Origin of the sequence: Peterkaempfera griseoplana, assembly GCF_001418575.1 — a bacterium.
Taxonomy (GTDB): Bacteria; Actinomycetota; Actinomycetes; order Streptomycetales; family Streptomycetaceae; genus Peterkaempfera; species Peterkaempfera griseoplana.
On record NZ_LIQR01000254.1, the window covers coordinates 13,700 to 30,444 of the forward strand.

Sequence of the window (16,745 nt, forward strand, 5' to 3'; positions counted from 1 at the left end):
GTCCGCAGAGGGTGGCGCCCGTCGACCGCCCGTCCCCACGAGCCTCAGGCCCAGCGGGCGCCACCGCTCGGCAGATTATGTCAGCCAATGACATTTGACAAACGCTGCCCAGTGGCGATTACTGACAGATGTCTCCCCGGTATCGTGGCGGGGACAGAGCGGCGGGCAGAGAGCAGCGGAGGTCGCACCGTGGGCCAGCAGATCACGCAGACCCCGGCCGCGCCTCCCGTGGGCCGCTGCCGGATCACCGCCGCCTGTGAACCGGTGGCCGGCCTTCGCCAGCGCAAGAAGAAGCGCACCCGGGACGACCTGGTCCGCGCCGCCCATGAGCTCTTCCTGCTCCAGGGGTTCGGGCCGACCACGGTGGACGAGATCGCCGCGGCCGTCGACGTCTCCCAGCGCACCTTCTTCCGCTACTTCGCCAACAAGGAGGAGGTGGCCCTGGCGGTGATGGGAGACGCCGAGGACCACTTCATCCAGTGCCTGCGCGACCGGCCCGCCGAGGAGAACCCCCTGCAGGCCATGCGGGCCGCGATCCGTGAGACCTGGCAGAGCCTGGACATCGCGGGCGGGAACTCGGTCACCGCCGCGCTGGAGATCATCCGGCTGATCGAGTCCACCCCCACCCTGCTCGCCGCCCATCTGCGCCGCCTGGCGGAGCAGGAGCGGCTGGTCACCGGGATCCTCGCCGAACGGGAGGGGGTCGACCCGACCACCGACCTGCGGCCCCGGGTACTGGCGGCGGTCTTCGGAGCGGTCATGCACGCCGCCCACGAGGCGTGGGGATCGACCGGGCACCCGGACCTCGGCAAAGGCCCGGCCGGGATGCTGACCGTGATCGACCGCCACCTGGAGCAGCTGGGCCCGGCGCTGGCGGGCGACTGGCACCGCCGCGCCTGATCCAGCCGAGGTGTCGTACCCCGGTACTACGGTGAGATCGACCCCGGGGTATGACGCCTGACGGACGCCGTGCCCCTACGGTCGGGAGAGCCCACCATCCCGCACACCGAGGAACCACCGTGCCCGCACCACGGCTGCTGCGCGACCTGGCGCGCCCGCTCATCGCCCCCTCCGCGGCCCATCCGCCGCTGCTGGGCGATGCGCCGCGGCGCTGGCTTCGGCTGCTCCCGTACACGACAGCCGTTCTGCTGATCGCCTCGCTGCTGCCGAGCACCACGGCGCTGCTGGCCCACGACTACGGGCTGAACAGCGGCATCGCCGGAATCCTGGCCACCGCCCAGACGGTGCCCCTGCTGCTCGCGGTCACCCGGCCGCTGCAGGCCTGGGTGGTGATCGCCACCGCCGATCTGCTCACCGCGCTGCTGGTGCTCACCGGCGACCGCAGCGGTGCACCCTGGCCGTGGACCCCGCCGGCCGTGGTCGGCTACGCCTTTCTGATGGTGGCTCTCGCCGTGCGGGAGAACCGCCGGGTGCTGGTGACGGTCTGGCTGGCCACCGGGGCGGCCGGGTTCGGGGTGGACCTGGTGGTGCCCGGCAGGGTCGGCACCACCATGAGCGTGACCGCGTTCACCGTCAGCGGGGGTGTGCTGCTGCTGGTCGGCGCGTTGCGGGAGCGCGCCGATGCGCAGCGCCGGCTCACCGAGCAGGAGCACATCAGCGAGGCGGAGCGGGCCCGGCGCACCCTGCTGGAGGAGCGCACCCGGATCGCCCGCGAGCTGCACGACGTGGTGGCGCACCACATGTCGGTGATCACGGTGCAGGCGGACAGCGCCCCCTATCGGCTCCCCGGGCTCTCCGAGGCCGCCTGTGGGGAGTTCGCCGCCATCGGCGCGGCCGCGCGGGAGTCGCTGACGGAGATGCGCCGCCTGCTGGGAGTGCTGCGCAGTGAGGACGCGGTGGGCGAGCGCGCCCCCCAGCCGGGCCTGGAACGGCTCCCGCAGCTGGTGGAGGCGGTGGCACGGGCCGGTGTGCACGCCGAACTGGCCGTCTCGGAGCGGGTGCGCAGCCTCGGGCCGCTGCCGCCGGCGGTGGACCTGTCGGCGTACCGGATCGTGCAGGAGGCGCTCGCCAATGTCGTGCGCCATGCGCCCGGCGCCCACACCTGGGTCTCGGTCACCGCCGACGAGGCCGGGCCGGGAGCCACCGAGCTGCGCATCACCGTGGTCAACAGCGCACCGCCGCAACCCGCCGTTCCCGTGGAGCGCCCCTCCGAGGGGACCGGTCAGGGGCTGGTCGGCATGCGGGAACGGCTGCGGCTGCTGCACGGCAGACTGGACGCCGGGCCGCTGCCCGACGGGGGGTTCCGGGTCGCCTCGGCGATCCCGCTGGAGGCCGTACCGGGCGACCCCGAGACCGCTCCCGCCCCCGACTCCATACCCGTCCACGACCAGGAGCGCACCCCATGACCATCCGGGTGATCATCGCCGACGACCAGGCCATGGTGCGGGCCGGCTTCGCCGCGCTCCTCGCGGCACAGCCGGACATCGACGTGGTCGGCGAGGCTCCGGACGGACGGCAGGCTCTGGAGGTGAGCGGCCGCACGCATCCGGACGTGGTGCTGATGGACGTCCGGATGCCCGAGATAGACGGGCTGGAGGCGGCGCGGCGGCTGCTCTCCCCGCCACCCGGGGTGGTGCACCGGCCGCGGGTGCTGATGCTCACCACCTTCGACGTGGACGACTACGTCTATGAGGCGCTGCGGGCCGGGGCCAGCGGCTTCCTGCTGAAGGACGCACCGCCCGCCGATCTGATCGCTGCGGTACGGGTGGTCGCCGCCGGCGAGGCGCTGCTGGCACCCTCGGTCACCCGCCGCCTCATCGAGGACTTCGCCCGTCAGCGCCCGGCCCCGCGCCGCGACCCGGGTCTGCGGCTCAACGGCCTGACGCCCCGCGAGACCGAGGTGCTGGAACACATCGCCCGTGGGCTGTCCAACTCCGAGATCGCGGCAGCCCTGGTCCTGGCCGAACAGACCGTGAAGACCCATGTGGGACGCATCCTGGCCAAGCTCGATCTGCGCGACCGGGCCCAGGCCGTGGTGTTCGCCTACGAATCGGGTCTGGTGACCCCCGGAACCGCATGAGCCGGATGTGAGCGGGCGGTGAAGGGTCGCCGAGACACATGACATTTGCCCGACTTGATGGCGTTTTGTCCGCCAGCCCCTGGTCAGGAACAGCCTCGTTCGCCCTCTAGTCTGACCGTCTGCACATGGCACAGCGGGGACCTCCGGGCGCCGCCAGCACAATGGTCGGCGGACCAGGAGGAACCCACCCATGCGGCTCAAGCGCCTCCTCGTCGCCGCGCTCGCCACCGTCGCCGTGCTCGCCGACACCGGAGCGGCGGCCGGCGGGGCCGCCGTCGCCGGCGAGCAACTCCCCATCACCACTCCCCCGCCGGGCAGCGCCGCCTGGAACCACCAGCGGATCGACGGCCACGCCCCGCCCGACCCGGCCACCGCCGCACCGGCGGCCGTGGCGGCCTTCTTCGCCACGCTCCCCGAAGCCGCGCAGAACGCCCTGGCGGCACGCCATCCCCTGGTCGTGGGCAACCTCGACGGGGCACCCGTCGCCCTGCGGTACCGGGCCAACGCCCTCGCCGTGGCGGCGGAGCGCACCGCAGCCCGCGCACGGGCGGCCGACCCCGCCCTCTCCCCGGCAGACCGGGCCGCAGCCGCCGACCGCGCCGCCCGCTGCGATCTGTTGCTGCGGCCGGGCCGCCACCTGCTGGCCTTCGACCCCCGCGGCCGCGGACTGGTCGCCGAGGTGTACGGGGACCTCACCACCGCCCAGCGGGTCGCTGTGGTCGTCCCCGGGGCGGACATCGACCTCGGCCACTTCGATCGCGTGGACGACCCGCTGCGCTCCCCCGCCGGTATGGCGCGCGCCCTCCACGCCGAGGAGGAACGGGCGGCGCCCGCCGTCCGGACCGCAGTGATCGCCTGGGCCGGATACACCACCCCCGTGGGATTCGGCCCGGACACCGCGACCGCCCGCCTCGCCGAGGCCGGTGCGCCCCGGCTGGAGCGGCTGCTCGCCGGGCTCGCCGTCACCGACCTTCCGGCGGCCCCACCGCCGACCCTGCTCTGCCACTCCTATGGATCCGTGGTCTGCGGTACCGCCGCACCCCGCATCCACCTGGGCATACGTACTGCGGCCGACCCCAGCGGCATCACCGACCTGGTGGTGTTCGGCAGCCCCGGGATGGGCGTCGAGCACGCCTCCCAGCTGGGTACCGGGGTCCGGCTGTGGGCGGCCCGCAACTCCAGCGACTGGATCGGCGACGTCCCGTACGTCGAGATCGCCGGACTGGGCCACGGCGCCGACCCCGTCGAGCCGGAGTTCGGCGCCCGCGTGGTCTCCGCCGCCGGCGCCCGCGGCCACACCGGCTATCTCGCCCCCGGCACCGCCAGCCTCAGCAACTTCACTGCCATCGCGCTGGGACGCTACGGCGACGTGCGGTGACCTGCGTGGAGCCGCCGTCCCGGTGGTGACCGCAGCGCGCTGAAGCCGCGGCCCGGTGAGCGCCGGGCAGCGCCGCAGGAGGCAGGACGCAGGACCGGACGCAGGCGTGGGAGACCGGGCGACGGCGGGCCCCCGGTCCCGCAGCCGCCCGGGCCCAGGCCACGGCCGGTGCACCGCTCAGCCCCGGGTCGGTCCGCATGTGCCCGTCCGCTGCGGTGCACCGGTGCGCCCGGTGCGACTTCTCCCGGACCACGAACCGGGACCGGGACGGTGTACCGCTCAGACCCCGGGTCCACTGCGGTGCGCCCGATGCGGCTCCTCCCGGACCACGGACCCCGAATCTCTCGCCCCCACCACCGGCCACCGACCCAGGGCCGCGCCGCTTCGCCACCACCCGCAGCCCGGCACCCCGGCGAACGGGCACCGCCCGCGGGCCGTGAGCCCCACCCCCGGACCAGTACCGGCCCTACCCCGGTAGGGGTGCGCAGTCGGCTCTCCGGGGTGACGCCCCCTCGCCCGACGTCCTCCTAGGTTCCCTCCGCCGGCCGACGGGTCCTCCTCGGTTCCGGCACCGCCGGACGAGGGAGACCACCTGTGCCACGCCTCAAGCGCGCACTGATCGCCGTTCTGCTGACGGCCGCCGCCGTCACCGGTACCGCCGGGTGGGCGACCGCCTCCGGTCAGGTCCCGGTGACCGGGCCGCCCCCCGGAACCGCCGGCTGGCTGGCGGACACGGTCCAGGGCCGGCGCCCGCCGGACCCGGCGACGGCGTCGCCCCGCCAAATCGGCGACTACTTCGCCACTCTGACGGCAACCCAGGCAGCGGCACTGGCCGCACGGCACCCGCTGGTCGTCGGCAATCTCGACGGCGCGCCGATCGCCCTGCGGTACCGGGCGAACACCCTCGCCCTCCGCAGCGAGCGGCGCCGCGAACTCACCCGGGCCGCCGACCCGGCCCTCACCCCGCAGGACCACGCCGAGGCCCTGCGGCGAGCCGACCGTTACGCCGCGCTTCTGCGGCCGGGACGGCAGATCCTCGCCTTCGACCCGCGCGGGCGTGGCCAGATCGCCGAGGTGTACGGGGATCTGACGGCGGCCCGCAGGGTGGCGGTGGTGGTGCCGGGTTCCGACATCGACCTGGGCAGCTTCGACCGCGACCGCGACCCCTACGGCACCCCGGCCGGCATGGCCCGCTCCCTGCTCGACCGGATGCGCCGGCAGCAGCCGGACACCCCGGCGGCCACCGTGGCCTGGGTCGGCTACACCACCCCGGTCGGCCTGGGGATCGACGCCGCCACCTCCCGGCTCGCGCGGGCGGGCGCCCCCAGGCTCGTCCGGTTCCTCGCCGGGCTGGCCGGGACCGGCCGCCCGGCAGCGCCGCCCGCGGTGCTGTGCCACAGCTACGGCTCCGTGGTCTGTGGCATCGCCGCGTCCTCCGTGTCGACCGCCGAGGCCTCCGACCTGGTGGTGCTGGGCTCCCCGGGGATGCACTCCGACGACGCCGCCGGACTGCGCACCCGGGTGCGGGTGTGGGCGGCCCGCGACGGCTCCGACTGGATCCGCCGGGTCCCCCATCTCTCCCTCGCGGGCCTGGGCCACGGCGCCGACCCCGTCGACCCGCGCTTCGGCGCCCGGGTGGTCTCCGCGGCCCGCGCCCACGGCCACACCGGCTATCTCGCCCCGGGCACCGACTCCCTCGCCAACGCCGCCGACATCGCACTCGGCGACTACCCCGCCGTCCACTGCGCCACCGACGACCAGGAGTGCCGCCATGGCCTGTGACGACCCCGGCCGGCTGCGCCGCGCCGTGCTCCGCATCGACTCCCGCACCCCCGCCGACCGCGACCGCGCCCTGGACGGACTGCGGGCGCTGGCCCTGCTGGCGGTGCCGACCGGGCACTGGCTGCTCGGCGGTCTCGTCCGCTCCCCCGACGGCGCCCTGCACAATGCCAGCCCCCTCAGCCATCTGGGCTTCTTCGCCCCGGTGAGCTGGGGGCTGCAGATGCTGGGGGTGTTCTTCCTGGTGGGTGGCCATGCCTCGGTGCTGTCGCTGCGCCGGGCGGCCGGGCGCGGCGCCGCCACCGCCGACTGGCTGCGCGGACGCCTGGCCCGGCTGGGCCGTCCCGTCGTCGGGGTCACCGCCGTGTGGATGCTGCTGCTGCCGCTGCTGCGCGCGGCCGGGGTGCCCGCCACCACCCTGCGCACCGCCGCGGTGCTGGTGGTGCAGCCGCTCTGGTTCGTCGGCGTGTACGCCGGGGTCACCGCGCTCACCCCGTACTGCGTACGGGCGGCCGGCCGCCTCGGCGGCTGGGCCGCGGCGCCGCTGCTGGGCACGGTGGCGGTGGTCGACGTGTTGCGTTACGGGCCGTGGGGACCGGCGGTACCTGGCTGGCTGGCACTGGTCAATCTGCTGCCCGGGTGGCTGTTCGCCTACCAGCTGGGCGTCGCCTGGGGCATGGGCCGGCTGGGGCGGCGCGGCGCCTGGCTGCTGCTCTCCGGCGGCACGGCGCTCTTCGCGGTGCTGCTGCTGGTGTGCCACTATCCGGCGAGCATGGTGGGTGTCCCCGGCCAGGCCCGTACCAACTCCCATCCGCCGTCCCTGCTCGTCCTGGCGCTGGCCTCGGCACAGTGCGGGGTTGCGGTGCTGCTGCGGGAGCGGCTGGGCCGGTGGCTGCGCCGGCCTGCGCTGTGGGCGCCCGTGGTCGCGGTCAACCTCTCAGCGATGACGATCTTCTGCTGGCACCAGAGCGCCATGCTGGCCGTGGCCGTGCCCAGCGCCCCCTTCGGCGTCGTGGCGGGTCTCACCGGCTCGCCCGACTCGCTGGGCTGGGTGGCCGCCAGGCTCTGCTGGCTGCCGCTGTTCGCTGCCGCGCTGCTGGGGATCGGCCGGCTGACCCGGCGTTTCGAGACCCCGTGGACCGGGGTGCCTCGTACGGTGCGCGCCGCCGCCGGGGCGCTGGCGGCCTGCTTCGCGGTGTACGCCCTGGCCGTGGTGTGACTCGGCCGCGCCGACGGCCTCGCTGTCGGACCCGCCGCCTAGTCTGGGCATGTGGTGACCTTCGACGAGTTCACAGCCATGGGGCTGGCCCTGCCCCGGGCCGCCGAGCAGCTGACCTGGGAGACGGAGGTGACTCTCAGGATCGGCGGGAAGATCTTCGCCATGGGCACACCGGAGTCGGGCTGCGTCACGGTGAAGGCGTCCAGGGAGGAGCAGGCCGAGCTGGTGGCCGCCGACCCGGAGACCTTCCGGCCCGCACCGTATGTCGGCCGTTTCGGCTGGGTGCAGCTGGAGCTGGCCCGGGTCGACGGCGACGAGCTGCGCGGACTGCTCACCGAGGCCTGGCGCGCCACGGCGCCCAAGCGGCTGGTCCGCGAGTTCGACACGGCCGGGCCCGGCGGCTGAGCCGCCGGGCGCGCGGCCGTCCCGCGCAGGGGTTGCTCGCGGGGGTTACTCGCGGGCGGCGGAGGTCGAGCTCATGTCGGGGTAGCGCTCCCCGGCCACCTTGCCCGCGATCGGCTCCAGCGTGGCCAGCTCCTCCTCTGTGAGGTGCAGGGTCGCTGCCGCGGTGTTCTCCTCCAGCCGGCTGCGCCTGCGGGTGCCGGGGATCGGCACCACGCTCAGGCCGTGCACCTCGGCCCGCTGGTGCACCCAGGCCAGCGCGATCTGCGCCGGGGTGGCTCCGCGGGCCGCGGCGATGGCCCGGATCGGCTCCACCAGGGCGGCGTTGGCCTTGGCGTTGTCCCCGCTGAAGCGCGGCTGGTACTGCCGGAAGTCGTCCGCGGTCAGCTGTCCGGCGGAGGCGAACGCGCCGGTCAGAAAGCCCCGGCCGAGCGGCGAGTACGGCACGAAGGCGACGCCGAGCTCGGCCGCCGCGCCGACGGCGGACTGCTCCACGTCGCGGGAGAAGATCGACCACTCCGACTGCAGCGCGGCGATCGGGTGCACGGCGTGCGCCTCCCGCAGCTCCGCGCCGGTGACCTCGGACAGGCCCAGGTGACGGACCTTGCCCGCCGCAACCAGTTCCGCCATGGCGCCCACCGACTCGGCCAGCGGCACCCCGGGGTCGCGACGGTGCATGTAGTAGAGGTCGATCACCTCCACGCCGAGCCGGCGCAGGGAGGCGTCGACGGCGGACCTGATGTACTCCGGCCGGTTGTTGACACCCCGGTAGGTGGGGTCGTCGGCGCGCCGCTCGATGCCGTACTTGGTGGCGAGCACCACCCGGTCCCGGTTGGCCCGGACGAAGGGGCCGATCAGCTCCTCGTTGTGCCCCAGGCCGTAGATGTCGGCCGTGTCGAAGAGGGTCACCCCCAGTTCCAGGGCGCGGTCCAGGGTGGCGAGGGCCTCGGTGGTGTCGGTGGGGCCGTAGAACTCGCTCATGCCCATGCAGCCCAGGCCCTGCACTCCGACGAGGGGGCCGTTGCTGCCGAGGGTGGTGGTGGGAAGGCCGGTGCTCATACGGTGCGTTTCCCTTCCGCCGCGGGGGCGGCGTCCGAGTAGAGACTGATCTTGTAGTCGAGGACGACGAGGGTGGCCTGCAGATCGGCGATCCGCTGGCGGACCTCCTCGCGGTGGTCGTACAGCAGTTGGTGGCGCTCGCCGACGGTCTGCTCACCAGCTCGGACAAGCTCCGCATAGCGCACCATGTCGGCCACCGACATACCGGTGAGCCGGAGCTTGCCGAGGAAGGACAACCAGCCGAGGTCCTTGTCGCTGTAGCGGCGCTGCCCGGAGTAGGAGCGGTCGATCCGCTCCAGCAGACCTATCCGCTCGTACCAGCGCAGGGTGTGCGCGGTGAGCCCGCTGCGGGCGGCCACCTCGCTGATGGTGTAGCGGGGGGTGTCGTCGAGTGCGGCGGGCGCGGGAGCAGCGGAGGGAGCGGAGGCGGCGGGTCGGGTGATCGGTCGTACGACGGCCATGGCACTGCCCCCTGGTCTGCTGCCGGTCCCTGCGTCAACCGCGACGCTATCGAGTTGGAGTGCACTCCAAGCAAATGACATGTGAGGCGAACGCGTCGGCCGGTGCCCGCACCCCGGGCGCTGCGGGCCGCCCCGTAGAGTCGGAACCATGGAGAGTCTGCAGGTGATCGGGCAGTGGCCGGTGCCGACGGCGGCCACCGCGGTGGTGCGGGGCCGGGACGGGGCGGTGCTGGGCTCGTACGGGCCGCAGGAGCGGGAGTTCCCACTGGCCTCGGTGACCAAGCTGCTCAGCGCGTACGCCGCGCTGGTCGCCGTGGAGGAGGGCGTCTTCGAGCTGGACGACCCGGCCGGGCCCGAGGGCTCGACCGTGCGGCACCTGCTGGCGCACACCTCCGGGCTGGCCTTCGACGAGCACCGGTCGATGGCGGCTCCGGGGACCCGGCGGCTGTACTCCAACGCCGGGTTCGACGTGCTGGCCGAGACCCTGGAGAAGGCAGCGGGGATCCCCTTCGCGCGGTACGCCGCCGAGGCGGTGTTCCAGCCGCTGGGCATGGCGGCGACCCGGATCGACACCGCCCACCGGGCGCCGGCCGGGGCGGGCGGGGTCTCCACCGCCGCCGACCTGGCGCGGTTCGCGGCGGAGCTGCAGGCCCCGAGGCTGCTGCACCCCTCCACGGTGGAGGCTGCGACCCGGGTGGTGGCCTACCCGGGGCTGAGCGGTGTGCTGCCCGGCTTCGGTCACCAGCGGCCCAACGACTGGGGGCTGGGCTTCGAGATCCGGGACGGCAAGGCCCCGCACTGGACCGGCGCCCTCAGCTCGCCGCAGACCTTCGGCCACTTCGGGCAGTCGGGCACCTTCCTCTGGGTCGACCCCGCCGCGGGTGCGGCCTGCGTCTGCCTGACCGACCGGGACTTCGGCCCCTGGGCGGCGGCCGCCTGGCCGCCCTTCACCGATGCCGTACTGGCCGAGCTGACCCGCTGACCGGCCGCCGCGGCGACCGGACGCGGCGCTCAGCCGAGCAGCAGCGGGGAGTGCATCTCCCAGAGCAGCAGTTCGGCGCCGTCCTCCCCCGCGGTGGGGGCGACCAGGGCCTTGCCGGTGATCCGGGCGCTGTCCCCGGGCCGCAGGTCCCGGCCGGTGCCGTGCGGACCGGCGCCGGTGCGGAAGCCCAGCGATCCGCGCAGCAGGTGGAGGTGGCGGAAGGGCGCGTCGGGGAGTGGGGGCAGCGGCTGCCAGGGCCCGGCCGTGACATGGTGCAGTGCGGCGTCACGGCGGCGCAGCCGAAGGGCGCCGCGGTCGGCGTCGCGTTCCATGCCGGAGGCCAGCAGGGCGACGCCCCGGTCGTCGGGCGCGGGACGGGCCAGTCCGTACACGGGCTCGGCGTCGAACCGGTCGGGCTGCAGCCACATCTGCACGAACCGCACCGGCTCGGCGGCGCCGCCGAGGTTGCGCTCGGTGTGGGCGACCCCCGAACCGGCGCCGAGGTACTGGACCATGCCGGGCCGCACCACGCCCGCGTGGCCGCGGTCGTCGCGGTGGGCGAGCGCGCCCTCGACCACCCAGGTGACGATCTCGACGTCGCGGTGCCGGTGCTGCTCGAAGCCGGCACCGGGGGCCAGCAGTTCCTCGTTGCAGGCGAGCAGCGACCCGAAGTGGGTGTTCCTGGGGTCGTAGTGGCCGGAGAACGAGAAGGCGTGCCGGGTCTCGACACCCTCCGCCGGGGCGGACCGGTAGCGTTCGGCGGCGCGGCGCACCTCCGCGCGGGGGCGGGACTGGTCGGTCACGGCTGGCTCCGTTCGGATGGCGGTGGGCGGCGCGACGGCCCTGCGGAAGATATCGGGAACGGCGCCCCGTTCCGGGGCGACCTGCGGATATGTGACGGTTGCCACCGTTGTCGGGCGGGGGCGTGTGCAAAAGCACGGCCGCGGGTGAGGCACGCTAGTGCTGTGCCAGCCGCCTCAGCGAACAACGCAGCGAAGAAAGCCGTGAAGGCCGACCCGACGTCCCCGTCCTCCGCCGGTGCCGGGAGCGGCGACGCCGCCGTCCCCCAGCCCGCCCGGCGCGGGTCGCCGCGCGGCACCTCGATGGAGCGCAGGCTCGCCGCCGAGCGGCACGCCGCCACGCTGCGCCGGCTGGAGAAGGCGTCGGGGCGGCTCGCCACCAACGCGATCCAGCGGATGGACGAGACGCTCTCCTGGTACCGCCGGATGCCCCCCGAGCACCGCTCCTGGATCGGGCTGGTGGCACAGGCCGGGATCGCCGCCTTCACCGAGTGGTTCCGCCACCCCGAGGCACCGCAGGCGATGTCCACCGATGTCTTCGGTACGGCGCCGCGCGAGCTGACCCGGGCGGTCACCCTGCGGCAGACGGTGGAGATGATCCGGATCTCCATCGAGGTGGTCGAGGAGGCCATCGACGAGCTGGCCGCCCCGGGGGACGAGGCGGGGCTGCGCGAGGCCGTGCTGGTGTACGCCAGGGAGCTGGCCTTCGCCACGGCGCAGGTGTACGCCCAGGCCGCGGAGGCACGCGGCGCCTGGGACGCCCGCCTGGAGGCGCTGGTGGTCAACTCGCTGCTCTCCGGCGACGCCGACGAGGGTGTGCTGTCCCGTGCCGCCGCCCTGGGCTGGGGTTCCCCGCCGCAGGTGCTGGTGGTGATGGGCAGTGCGCCGGACGGCGACAGCGAACTGGTGGTGGAGGCGATCCGTCGGGCCGCCCGCCGGGCCCGGCTGCATGTGCTCACGGGGGTGCTGGGCAGCCGGCTGGTGGTGGTGGTCGGCGGGTCCATGGATCCCATGCATGCCGCGAGGGCGCTGATCGGGCAGTTCGCCCCCGGCCCGGTGGTGGTCGGCCCCACCGTCGGCGACCTGCTCTCCGCGACCCGCTCCGCGCAGGCCGCGTCGGGGGCGCTGCGGGCGTGCGGGGCCTGGCCGGACGCCCCCCGTCCGGTGCTGGCGGACGATCTCTTGCCGGAGCGCGCGCTGGCGGGAGATCAGGCAGCGCGGCGTCAGCTGGTGGAGGAGATCTACATCCCGTTGGAGGAGGCGGGTTCGGCTCTGCTGGAGACCCTCTCGGTCTATCTGGAGCAGGCCTCGTCCCTGGAGGGCGCCGCACGGATGCTCTTCGTCCACCCCAACACCGTCCGCTACCGGCTGCGACGTGTGACTGACGTCACGGGCTACACGCCGTCCGACGTACGCTCCGCCTTCACGCTGCGGATCGCCCTGGCACTGGGCCGTCTGGACGCGTCGGGCGATCACAGGTGAAGCCACTGTAGGGAACCCACAAACCGCATGTAGTTTCTTGGTAACCGCCGTCTACCCGTGCCGGAGTGTCCGGCAGGAGAGGGTTGATTCCGTGCTCGTACTCGTCGCTCCCGGACAGGGCGCCCAGACGCCCGGCTTCCTCGCCCCCTGGCTCGAGGTGGACGGTGTGGCCGACCGGCTGCACTGGTGGTCCGCCGTGGCCGGACTCGATCTGGTGCACTACGGCACCGAGGCCTCCGCCGAGGAGATCAAGGACACCGCGGTCGCCCAGCCGCTGCTGGTCGCCGCCGGCCTGGCCGCCTGCCATGCCCTGCTGCCCGACGCCGACGCCTTCGGGCAGGTCGGCGCGGTGGCGGGCCACAGCGTCGGTGAGATCACCGCCGCGGCCGCCGCCGGTGTGCTCAGCGCGGAGTCCGCCATGGCCTTCGTACGGCAGCGCGGCCTGGCCATGGCCGGTGCCGCCGCCGTCACCGAGACGGGCATGACCGTGGTCCTGGGCGGCGACCCGGACGAGGTCGCCGCCAAGCTGGCGCAGCACGGCCTCACCGCGGCCAACAACAACGGCGGTGGGCAGATCGTCGCGGCCGGCACCCTGGAGCAGCTCGCGGCGCTCAAGGCCGACCCGCCGGCCGGTGTGCGGCTGGTGACGCTGAGCGTGGCCGGTGCCTTCCACACCCGGCACATGGCGCCCGGTGTGGACGTCCTGGCGAAGCTCGCCCCCGGCATCCCGGTCGCCGACCCGGCCACCGCCTATGTCTCCAACCAGGACGGCGGCGTGGTGCGCCAGGGCACCGAGGTGCTCAGCCGGCTGGTCTCCCAGGTCTCCAACCCGGTCCGCTGGGACCTGGTCATGGAGAAGCTGCAGGAGATCGGCGCCACCTGTGTGATCGAGGTGCCGCCGGCCGGCACCCTCACCAACCTGGTCAAGCGCAACCTCAAGGGCATCGAGACCCTGGCCCTGAAGACCCCCGCCGACCTGGACAAGGCCCGCGAGCTGGTCGCCAAGCACGGCGAGCCGATCCGGCTTCCCGCGACGGAAGGCGTGAACGCATGACCCAGACCCCTGACGCCCCTGCGCGTATCCGGCCGAGCCGCGGCGCGGACTTCTCGCGGATCTACGGCGTGGGCGGCTACCGTCCCGTCCGGGTGATCCCCAACGAGGAGGTGCTGCAGTGGATCGACTCCTCCGACGAGTGGATCCGCACCCGTAGCGGCATCAGCGAGCGCCGCTGGGCGGGCCCGGAGGAGACCGTCTCGGAGATGTCGGTGCAGGCCGCCGGCAAGGCGATCGCCCAGGCCGGCATCACGCCCGAGCAGATCGGCGCCGTGGTGGTGTCCACCGTCTCGCACCTCAAGCAGACCCCCGCGATCGCCACCGAGATCTCCCACCGGCTGGGCTGCGGCTCCGCGGCCGCCTTCGACATCTCCGCCGCCTGTGCGGGCTTCGGCTACGGCCTCAGCCTCGCCGACGGCATGATCCGCGCCGGCAGCGCCGAGTACGTCCTGGTGATCGGGGTGGAGCGGCTGAGCGACCTCACCGACACCTCCGACCGCTCCACCGCCTTCATCTTCGGTGACGGCGCGGGTGCGGCGGTCGTCGGCCCGGCCACCGAGCCGGGTATCGGCAGGATGGTCTGGGGCTCCGACGGCGCCCAGTCGGACGTCATCTCGCAGACCCAGGCCTGGGACACCGCCTTCGGCAAGGAGGACGCGGTCAACGGCGTCGGCGACGAGGTCAAGTGGCCCGCGCTGCGCATGGAGGGCCAGACGGTGTTCCGCTGGGCCGTGTGGGAGATGGCCAAGGTCGCCCAGCAGGCGCTGGACGCGGCCGGGATCACCGCCGACCAGCTCGGCGCGTTCATTCCGCACCAGGCCAACATGCGGATCACGGATGCCATGATCAAGGCACTGAAGCTGCCCGCCTCGGTGCCGGTGGCCCGGGACATCGCCGAGACGGGCAACACCTCGGCGGCGTCCATCCCCCTCGCCATGGAGCGGATGCTCGCCTCGGGTGAGGCCAAGAGCGGGGATCTGGCCCTGGTCATCGGGTTCGGGGCGGGTCTGGTCTACGCGGCCACAGTCGTTACTCTCCCGTAAGTCAATACCTGTGCCCATCCCGGGCACGACGCAGCACAACAACACACCCCCTGATAGGAGCGCCGCAATGGCTACCAAGGACGAGGTCCTGGAAGGTCTCGCCGAGATCGTCAACGAGATCGCCGGCATCCCGACCGAGGACGTCGAGCTGGACAAGTCCTTCACCGACGACCTGGACGTCGACTCGCTGTCCATGGTCGAGGTCGTCGTCGCCGCCGAGGAGCGTTTCGACGTCAAGATCCCGGACGACGAGGTGAAGAACCTCAAGACCGTCGGCGACGCCGTCGCGTACATCATCGACAACAGCTGACACACCAACCGACCTCGGGGCACCTGAGTTCCTGTCAGGCCGACGCGCATGCCGGCGTCCCCTCGGCACCAGCGCCGCCTCGCACGCTGAACACGTGGGAGTAAGAGACCAGTGACTACTGACACCCGAACCACCGTGGTTGTCACAGGTATCGGCGCCTTCACGCCGCTGGGCGCGGATGCCGCGTCGACGTGGGAGGGACTGCTGGCCGGACGCTCCGGCGTGCGGCTCCTCGAGGAGGAGTGGGCTGCCGAGCTGCCCGTGCGGATCGCCGCACGGGCAGCCGTCGAGCCCGGAGAGGTCCTGCCGCGGCCGCTGGCCCGCAAGCTGGACCGCTCGGCGCAGTTCGCCCTGATCGCCGCCCGGGAGGCCTGGGCGGACGCAGGCTTCGACGCCCCGGCGACCGAGGAGTCGGCCGGGATCGACCCGGACCGCCTGGGTGCGGTGGTCGCCTCCGGCATCGGCGGCGTCACCACCCTGCTCGACCAGTACGACGTGCTCAAGGAGAAGGGCGTCCGCCGCGTCTCCCCGCACACCGTGCCCATGCTGATGCCCAACAGCCCGGCGGCCAACGTCGGGCTGGAGATCGGCGCCCGCGCCGGTGTCCACACCCCGGTGAGCGCCTGCGCCTCGGGCGCCGAGGCCATCGGCTACGCGATCGAGATGATCCGTACCGGCCGTGCCGACATCGTGGTGGCGGGCGGTACCGAGGCGGCGATCCACCCGCTGCCGATCGTGGCCTTCGCCAACATGATGGCGATGTCCAAGAACAACGAGGAGCCGCAGCGCGCCTCCCGCCCCTATGACAAGGCCCGGGACGGCTTTGTGCTGGGCGAGGGCGCCGGTGTGGTCGTCCTGGAGTCCGCGGAGCACGCCGCGGCCCGTGGTGCCCGCGTCTACTGCGAGGCCGTCGGCCAGGGACTCTCCTCCGACGCCCACCACATCGCGCAGCCGGAACCCTCCGGCCGTGGCATCTCCGCCGCGCTCACCAACCTGCTGGAGTCCACCGGGCTGGACCGGGCGTCCGTGGTGCACGTCAATGCGCACGCCACCTCCACCCNNCGCCACCAAGTCGATGACCGGCCACCTGCTGGGCGGCGCCGGCGGCATCGAGACCGTGGCCACGGTGCTGGCGCTCCACAACCGCACCGCGCCGCCGACGATCAACGTCGACGACCTGGACGACGAGGTGGACGCCGACATCGTGCGTCTGGACCCCCGGGAGCTGCCCGAGGGCCCGATCGCGGCGCTCAACAACTCCTTCGGTTTCGGCGGTCACAATGTGGTGCTCGCCTTCCGCCGGGACTGATCCCGACAGACCGTCAGACAGGCCCCGCCCGGAGTTCCGGGCGGGGCCTGTCGGCATCCCGGCACACCCCCTCCGACCTGCTCGAACGCTCTGTTCGAATGTCCTGAGGGGTCGTCGATTCGGCCGAAAGAATCATCATCTCACCCGATTGCGACTGTCGGCTGGCGTGATCGCCATCGGTGACCGACGGTGATCGTGGTGTCTCCGCGATTCCCCTGAGTTGACGTCCTGTCACCGATCGTAGGAGGCGCTGGAAGGTCATCGCCATGCGTGCACGAACGTTTGTCGCCGGCGCCGCGCTGAGCGCAGCCGCCCTCGCCTTCGCCACTCCTGCCGCCCACGCGGACACCTGGGAGCCCGGAAAGTCCGGGCAGTCCGCTGTGCAGGGCAAGGACTCCGGCAAGGACTGGGGCGGGGACGACTGGGG

16 protein-coding genes and 1 pseudogene are annotated in these 16,745 nt (G+C 73.5%); 14 read left to right on the plus strand and 3 right to left on the minus strand.

The window, feature by feature from the left end:
- Window positions 1–189 precede the first annotated feature (189 nt).
- The 7 genes from AOK09_RS19220 (at window position 190) to AOK09_RS19250 (ending at window position 7,821) form a co-directional block, all read left to right on the plus strand.
- The gene (locus tag AOK09_RS19220) at window positions 190–900 is read left to right on the plus strand and encodes a TetR family transcriptional regulator (protein WP_245687367.1); all 711 of its coding nucleotides are present in this window, start codon (window positions 190–192) and stop codon (window positions 898–900) included.
- Window positions 901–1,019: 119 nt separating this feature from the next.
- On the plus strand, window positions 1,020–2,366 hold the full coding sequence (locus AOK09_RS19225; RefSeq protein WP_063796007.1) for a sensor histidine kinase: 1,347 nt from the start codon (window positions 1,020–1,022) through the stop codon (window positions 2,364–2,366).
- Window positions 2,363–3,040 (plus strand): response regulator, encoded by a 678-nt coding sequence (locus AOK09_RS19230; RefSeq protein ID WP_055588442.1) that lies wholly within the window; start codon window positions 2,363–2,365, stop codon window positions 3,038–3,040. Before AOK09_RS19225 ends, AOK09_RS19230 begins: the two co-directional genes overlap by 4 nt.
- Window positions 3,041–3,230: 190 nt before the next feature.
- On the plus strand, window positions 3,231–4,418 hold the full coding sequence (locus tag AOK09_RS19235) for an alpha/beta hydrolase (RefSeq protein WP_055588443.1): 1,188 nt from the start codon (window positions 3,231–3,233) through the stop codon (window positions 4,416–4,418).
- A gap of 594 nt (window positions 4,419–5,012) precedes the next feature.
- Window positions 5,013–6,200 carry an alpha/beta hydrolase gene (locus AOK09_RS19240; RefSeq protein WP_055588444.1) on the plus strand — a complete coding sequence of 396 codons (1,188 nt, stop codon included), beginning with the start codon at window positions 5,013–5,015 and terminating at the stop codon, window positions 6,198–6,200.
- Complete coding sequence (locus AOK09_RS19245; protein ID WP_055588445.1) at window positions 6,190–7,416, plus strand: acyltransferase family protein; 1,227 nt, start codon at window positions 6,190–6,192, stop codon at window positions 7,414–7,416. Before AOK09_RS19240 ends, AOK09_RS19245 begins: the two co-directional genes overlap by 11 nt.
- A gap of 51 nt (window positions 7,417–7,467) precedes the next feature.
- Window positions 7,468–7,821, plus strand: a complete 354-nt coding sequence (locus AOK09_RS19250; protein WP_217698452.1) for an MmcQ/YjbR family DNA-binding protein — start codon at window positions 7,468–7,470, stop codon at window positions 7,819–7,821.
- Window positions 7,822–7,866: 45 nt separating this feature from the next.
- Here AOK09_RS19250 and AOK09_RS19255 read toward each other — a convergent pair whose 3' ends face one another.
- A complete protein-coding gene (locus AOK09_RS19255; protein WP_055588446.1) occupies window positions 7,867–8,877 on the minus strand; it encodes an aldo/keto reductase in 1,011 nt (336 codons plus the stop codon).
- Entirely contained in the window at window positions 8,874–9,338 is a 465-nt protein-coding gene (locus AOK09_RS19260; RefSeq protein ID WP_055588447.1) for a MerR family transcriptional regulator, read from the minus strand. Before AOK09_RS19260 ends, AOK09_RS19255 begins: the two co-directional genes overlap by 4 nt.
- Window positions 9,339–9,486: 148 nt before the next feature.
- Here AOK09_RS19260 and AOK09_RS19265 point away from each other — a divergent pair, with 148 nt between their 5' ends.
- Window positions 9,487–10,320 carry a serine hydrolase domain-containing protein gene (locus AOK09_RS19265; protein ID WP_055588448.1) on the plus strand — a complete coding sequence of 278 codons (834 nt, stop codon included), beginning with the start codon at window positions 9,487–9,489 and terminating at the stop codon, window positions 10,318–10,320.
- Between the two features lie 29 nt (window positions 10,321–10,349).
- Here AOK09_RS19265 and AOK09_RS19270 read toward each other — a convergent pair whose 3' ends face one another.
- Window positions 10,350–11,123 carry a pirin family protein gene (locus AOK09_RS19270; protein WP_063796008.1) on the minus strand — a complete coding sequence of 258 codons (774 nt, stop codon included), beginning with the start codon at window positions 11,121–11,123 and terminating at the stop codon, window positions 10,350–10,352.
- 300 nt (window positions 11,124–11,423) lie between these two features.
- Here AOK09_RS19270 and AOK09_RS19275 point away from each other — a divergent pair, with 300 nt between their 5' ends.
- The 6 genes and pseudogenes from AOK09_RS19275 to AOK09_RS42255 all read left to right on the plus strand — a co-directional run.
- Window positions 11,424–12,602 (plus strand): PucR family transcriptional regulator, encoded by a 1,179-nt coding sequence (locus AOK09_RS19275; RefSeq protein ID WP_055588456.1) that lies wholly within the window; start codon window positions 11,424–11,426, stop codon window positions 12,600–12,602.
- Between the two features lie 91 nt (window positions 12,603–12,693).
- The gene (locus tag AOK09_RS19280) at window positions 12,694–13,656 is read left to right on the plus strand and encodes an ACP S-malonyltransferase (protein WP_055588449.1); all 963 of its coding nucleotides are present in this window, start codon (window positions 12,694–12,696) and stop codon (window positions 13,654–13,656) included.
- The gene (locus AOK09_RS19285) at window positions 13,653–14,699 is read left to right on the plus strand and encodes a beta-ketoacyl-ACP synthase III (protein ID WP_055588450.1); all 1,047 of its coding nucleotides are present in this window, start codon (window positions 13,653–13,655) and stop codon (window positions 14,697–14,699) included. The genes AOK09_RS19280 and AOK09_RS19285 overlap by 4 nt, the downstream gene beginning before the upstream one ends.
- A gap of 67 nt (window positions 14,700–14,766) precedes the next feature.
- Complete coding sequence (locus AOK09_RS19290) at window positions 14,767–15,009, plus strand: acyl carrier protein (RefSeq protein ID WP_055588451.1); 243 nt, start codon at window positions 14,767–14,769, stop codon at window positions 15,007–15,009.
- 135 nt (window positions 15,010–15,144) lie between these two features.
- Window positions 15,145–16,069, plus strand: a 925-nt coding sequence (locus tag AOK09_RS19295; RefSeq protein ID WP_407675420.1) for a beta-ketoacyl-[acyl-carrier-protein] synthase family protein, incomplete at its 3' end; no start/stop codon positions are given.
- Window positions 16,070–16,071: 2 nt separating this feature from the next.
- Window positions 16,072–16,318: pseudogene (locus AOK09_RS42255) on the plus strand (beta-ketoacyl-ACP synthase); the annotation flags it as partial.
- Window positions 16,319–16,745: the final 427 nt, after the last annotated feature.

What these genes read in the sequence shown, in the direction of transcription:
- AOK09_RS19230 (WP_055588442.1), top strand. Translation starts at nt 2,363, where the DNA reads ATGACCATCCGGGTGATCATCGCCGACGACCAGGCCATGGTGCGGGCC.
- AOK09_RS19235 (WP_055588443.1), top strand. Translation starts at nt 3,231, where the DNA reads ATGCGGCTCAAGCGCCTCCTCGTCGCCGCGCTCGCCACCGTCGCCGTG.
- AOK09_RS19245 (WP_055588445.1), top strand. Translation starts at nt 6,190, where the DNA reads ATGGCCTGTGACGACCCCGGCCGGCTGCGCCGCGCCGTGCTCCGCATC.
- AOK09_RS19255 (WP_055588446.1), bottom strand. Translation starts at nt 8,877, where the DNA reads ATGAGCACCGGCCTTCCCACCACCACCCTCGGCAGCAACGGCCCCCTC.
- AOK09_RS19260 (WP_055588447.1), bottom strand. Translation starts at nt 9,338, where the DNA reads ATGGCCGTCGTACGACCGATCACCCGACCCGCCGCCTCCGCTCCCTCC.
- AOK09_RS19265 (WP_055588448.1), top strand. Translation starts at nt 9,487, where the DNA reads ATGGAGAGTCTGCAGGTGATCGGGCAGTGGCCGGTGCCGACGGCGGCC.
- AOK09_RS19275 (WP_055588456.1), top strand. Translation starts at nt 11,424, where the DNA reads ATGGAGCGCAGGCTCGCCGCCGAGCGGCACGCCGCCACGCTGCGCCGG.
- AOK09_RS19285 (WP_055588450.1), top strand. Translation starts at nt 13,653, where the DNA reads ATGACCCAGACCCCTGACGCCCCTGCGCGTATCCGGCCGAGCCGCGGC.
- AOK09_RS19290 (WP_055588451.1), top strand. Translation starts at nt 14,767, where the DNA reads ATGGCTACCAAGGACGAGGTCCTGGAAGGTCTCGCCGAGATCGTCAAC.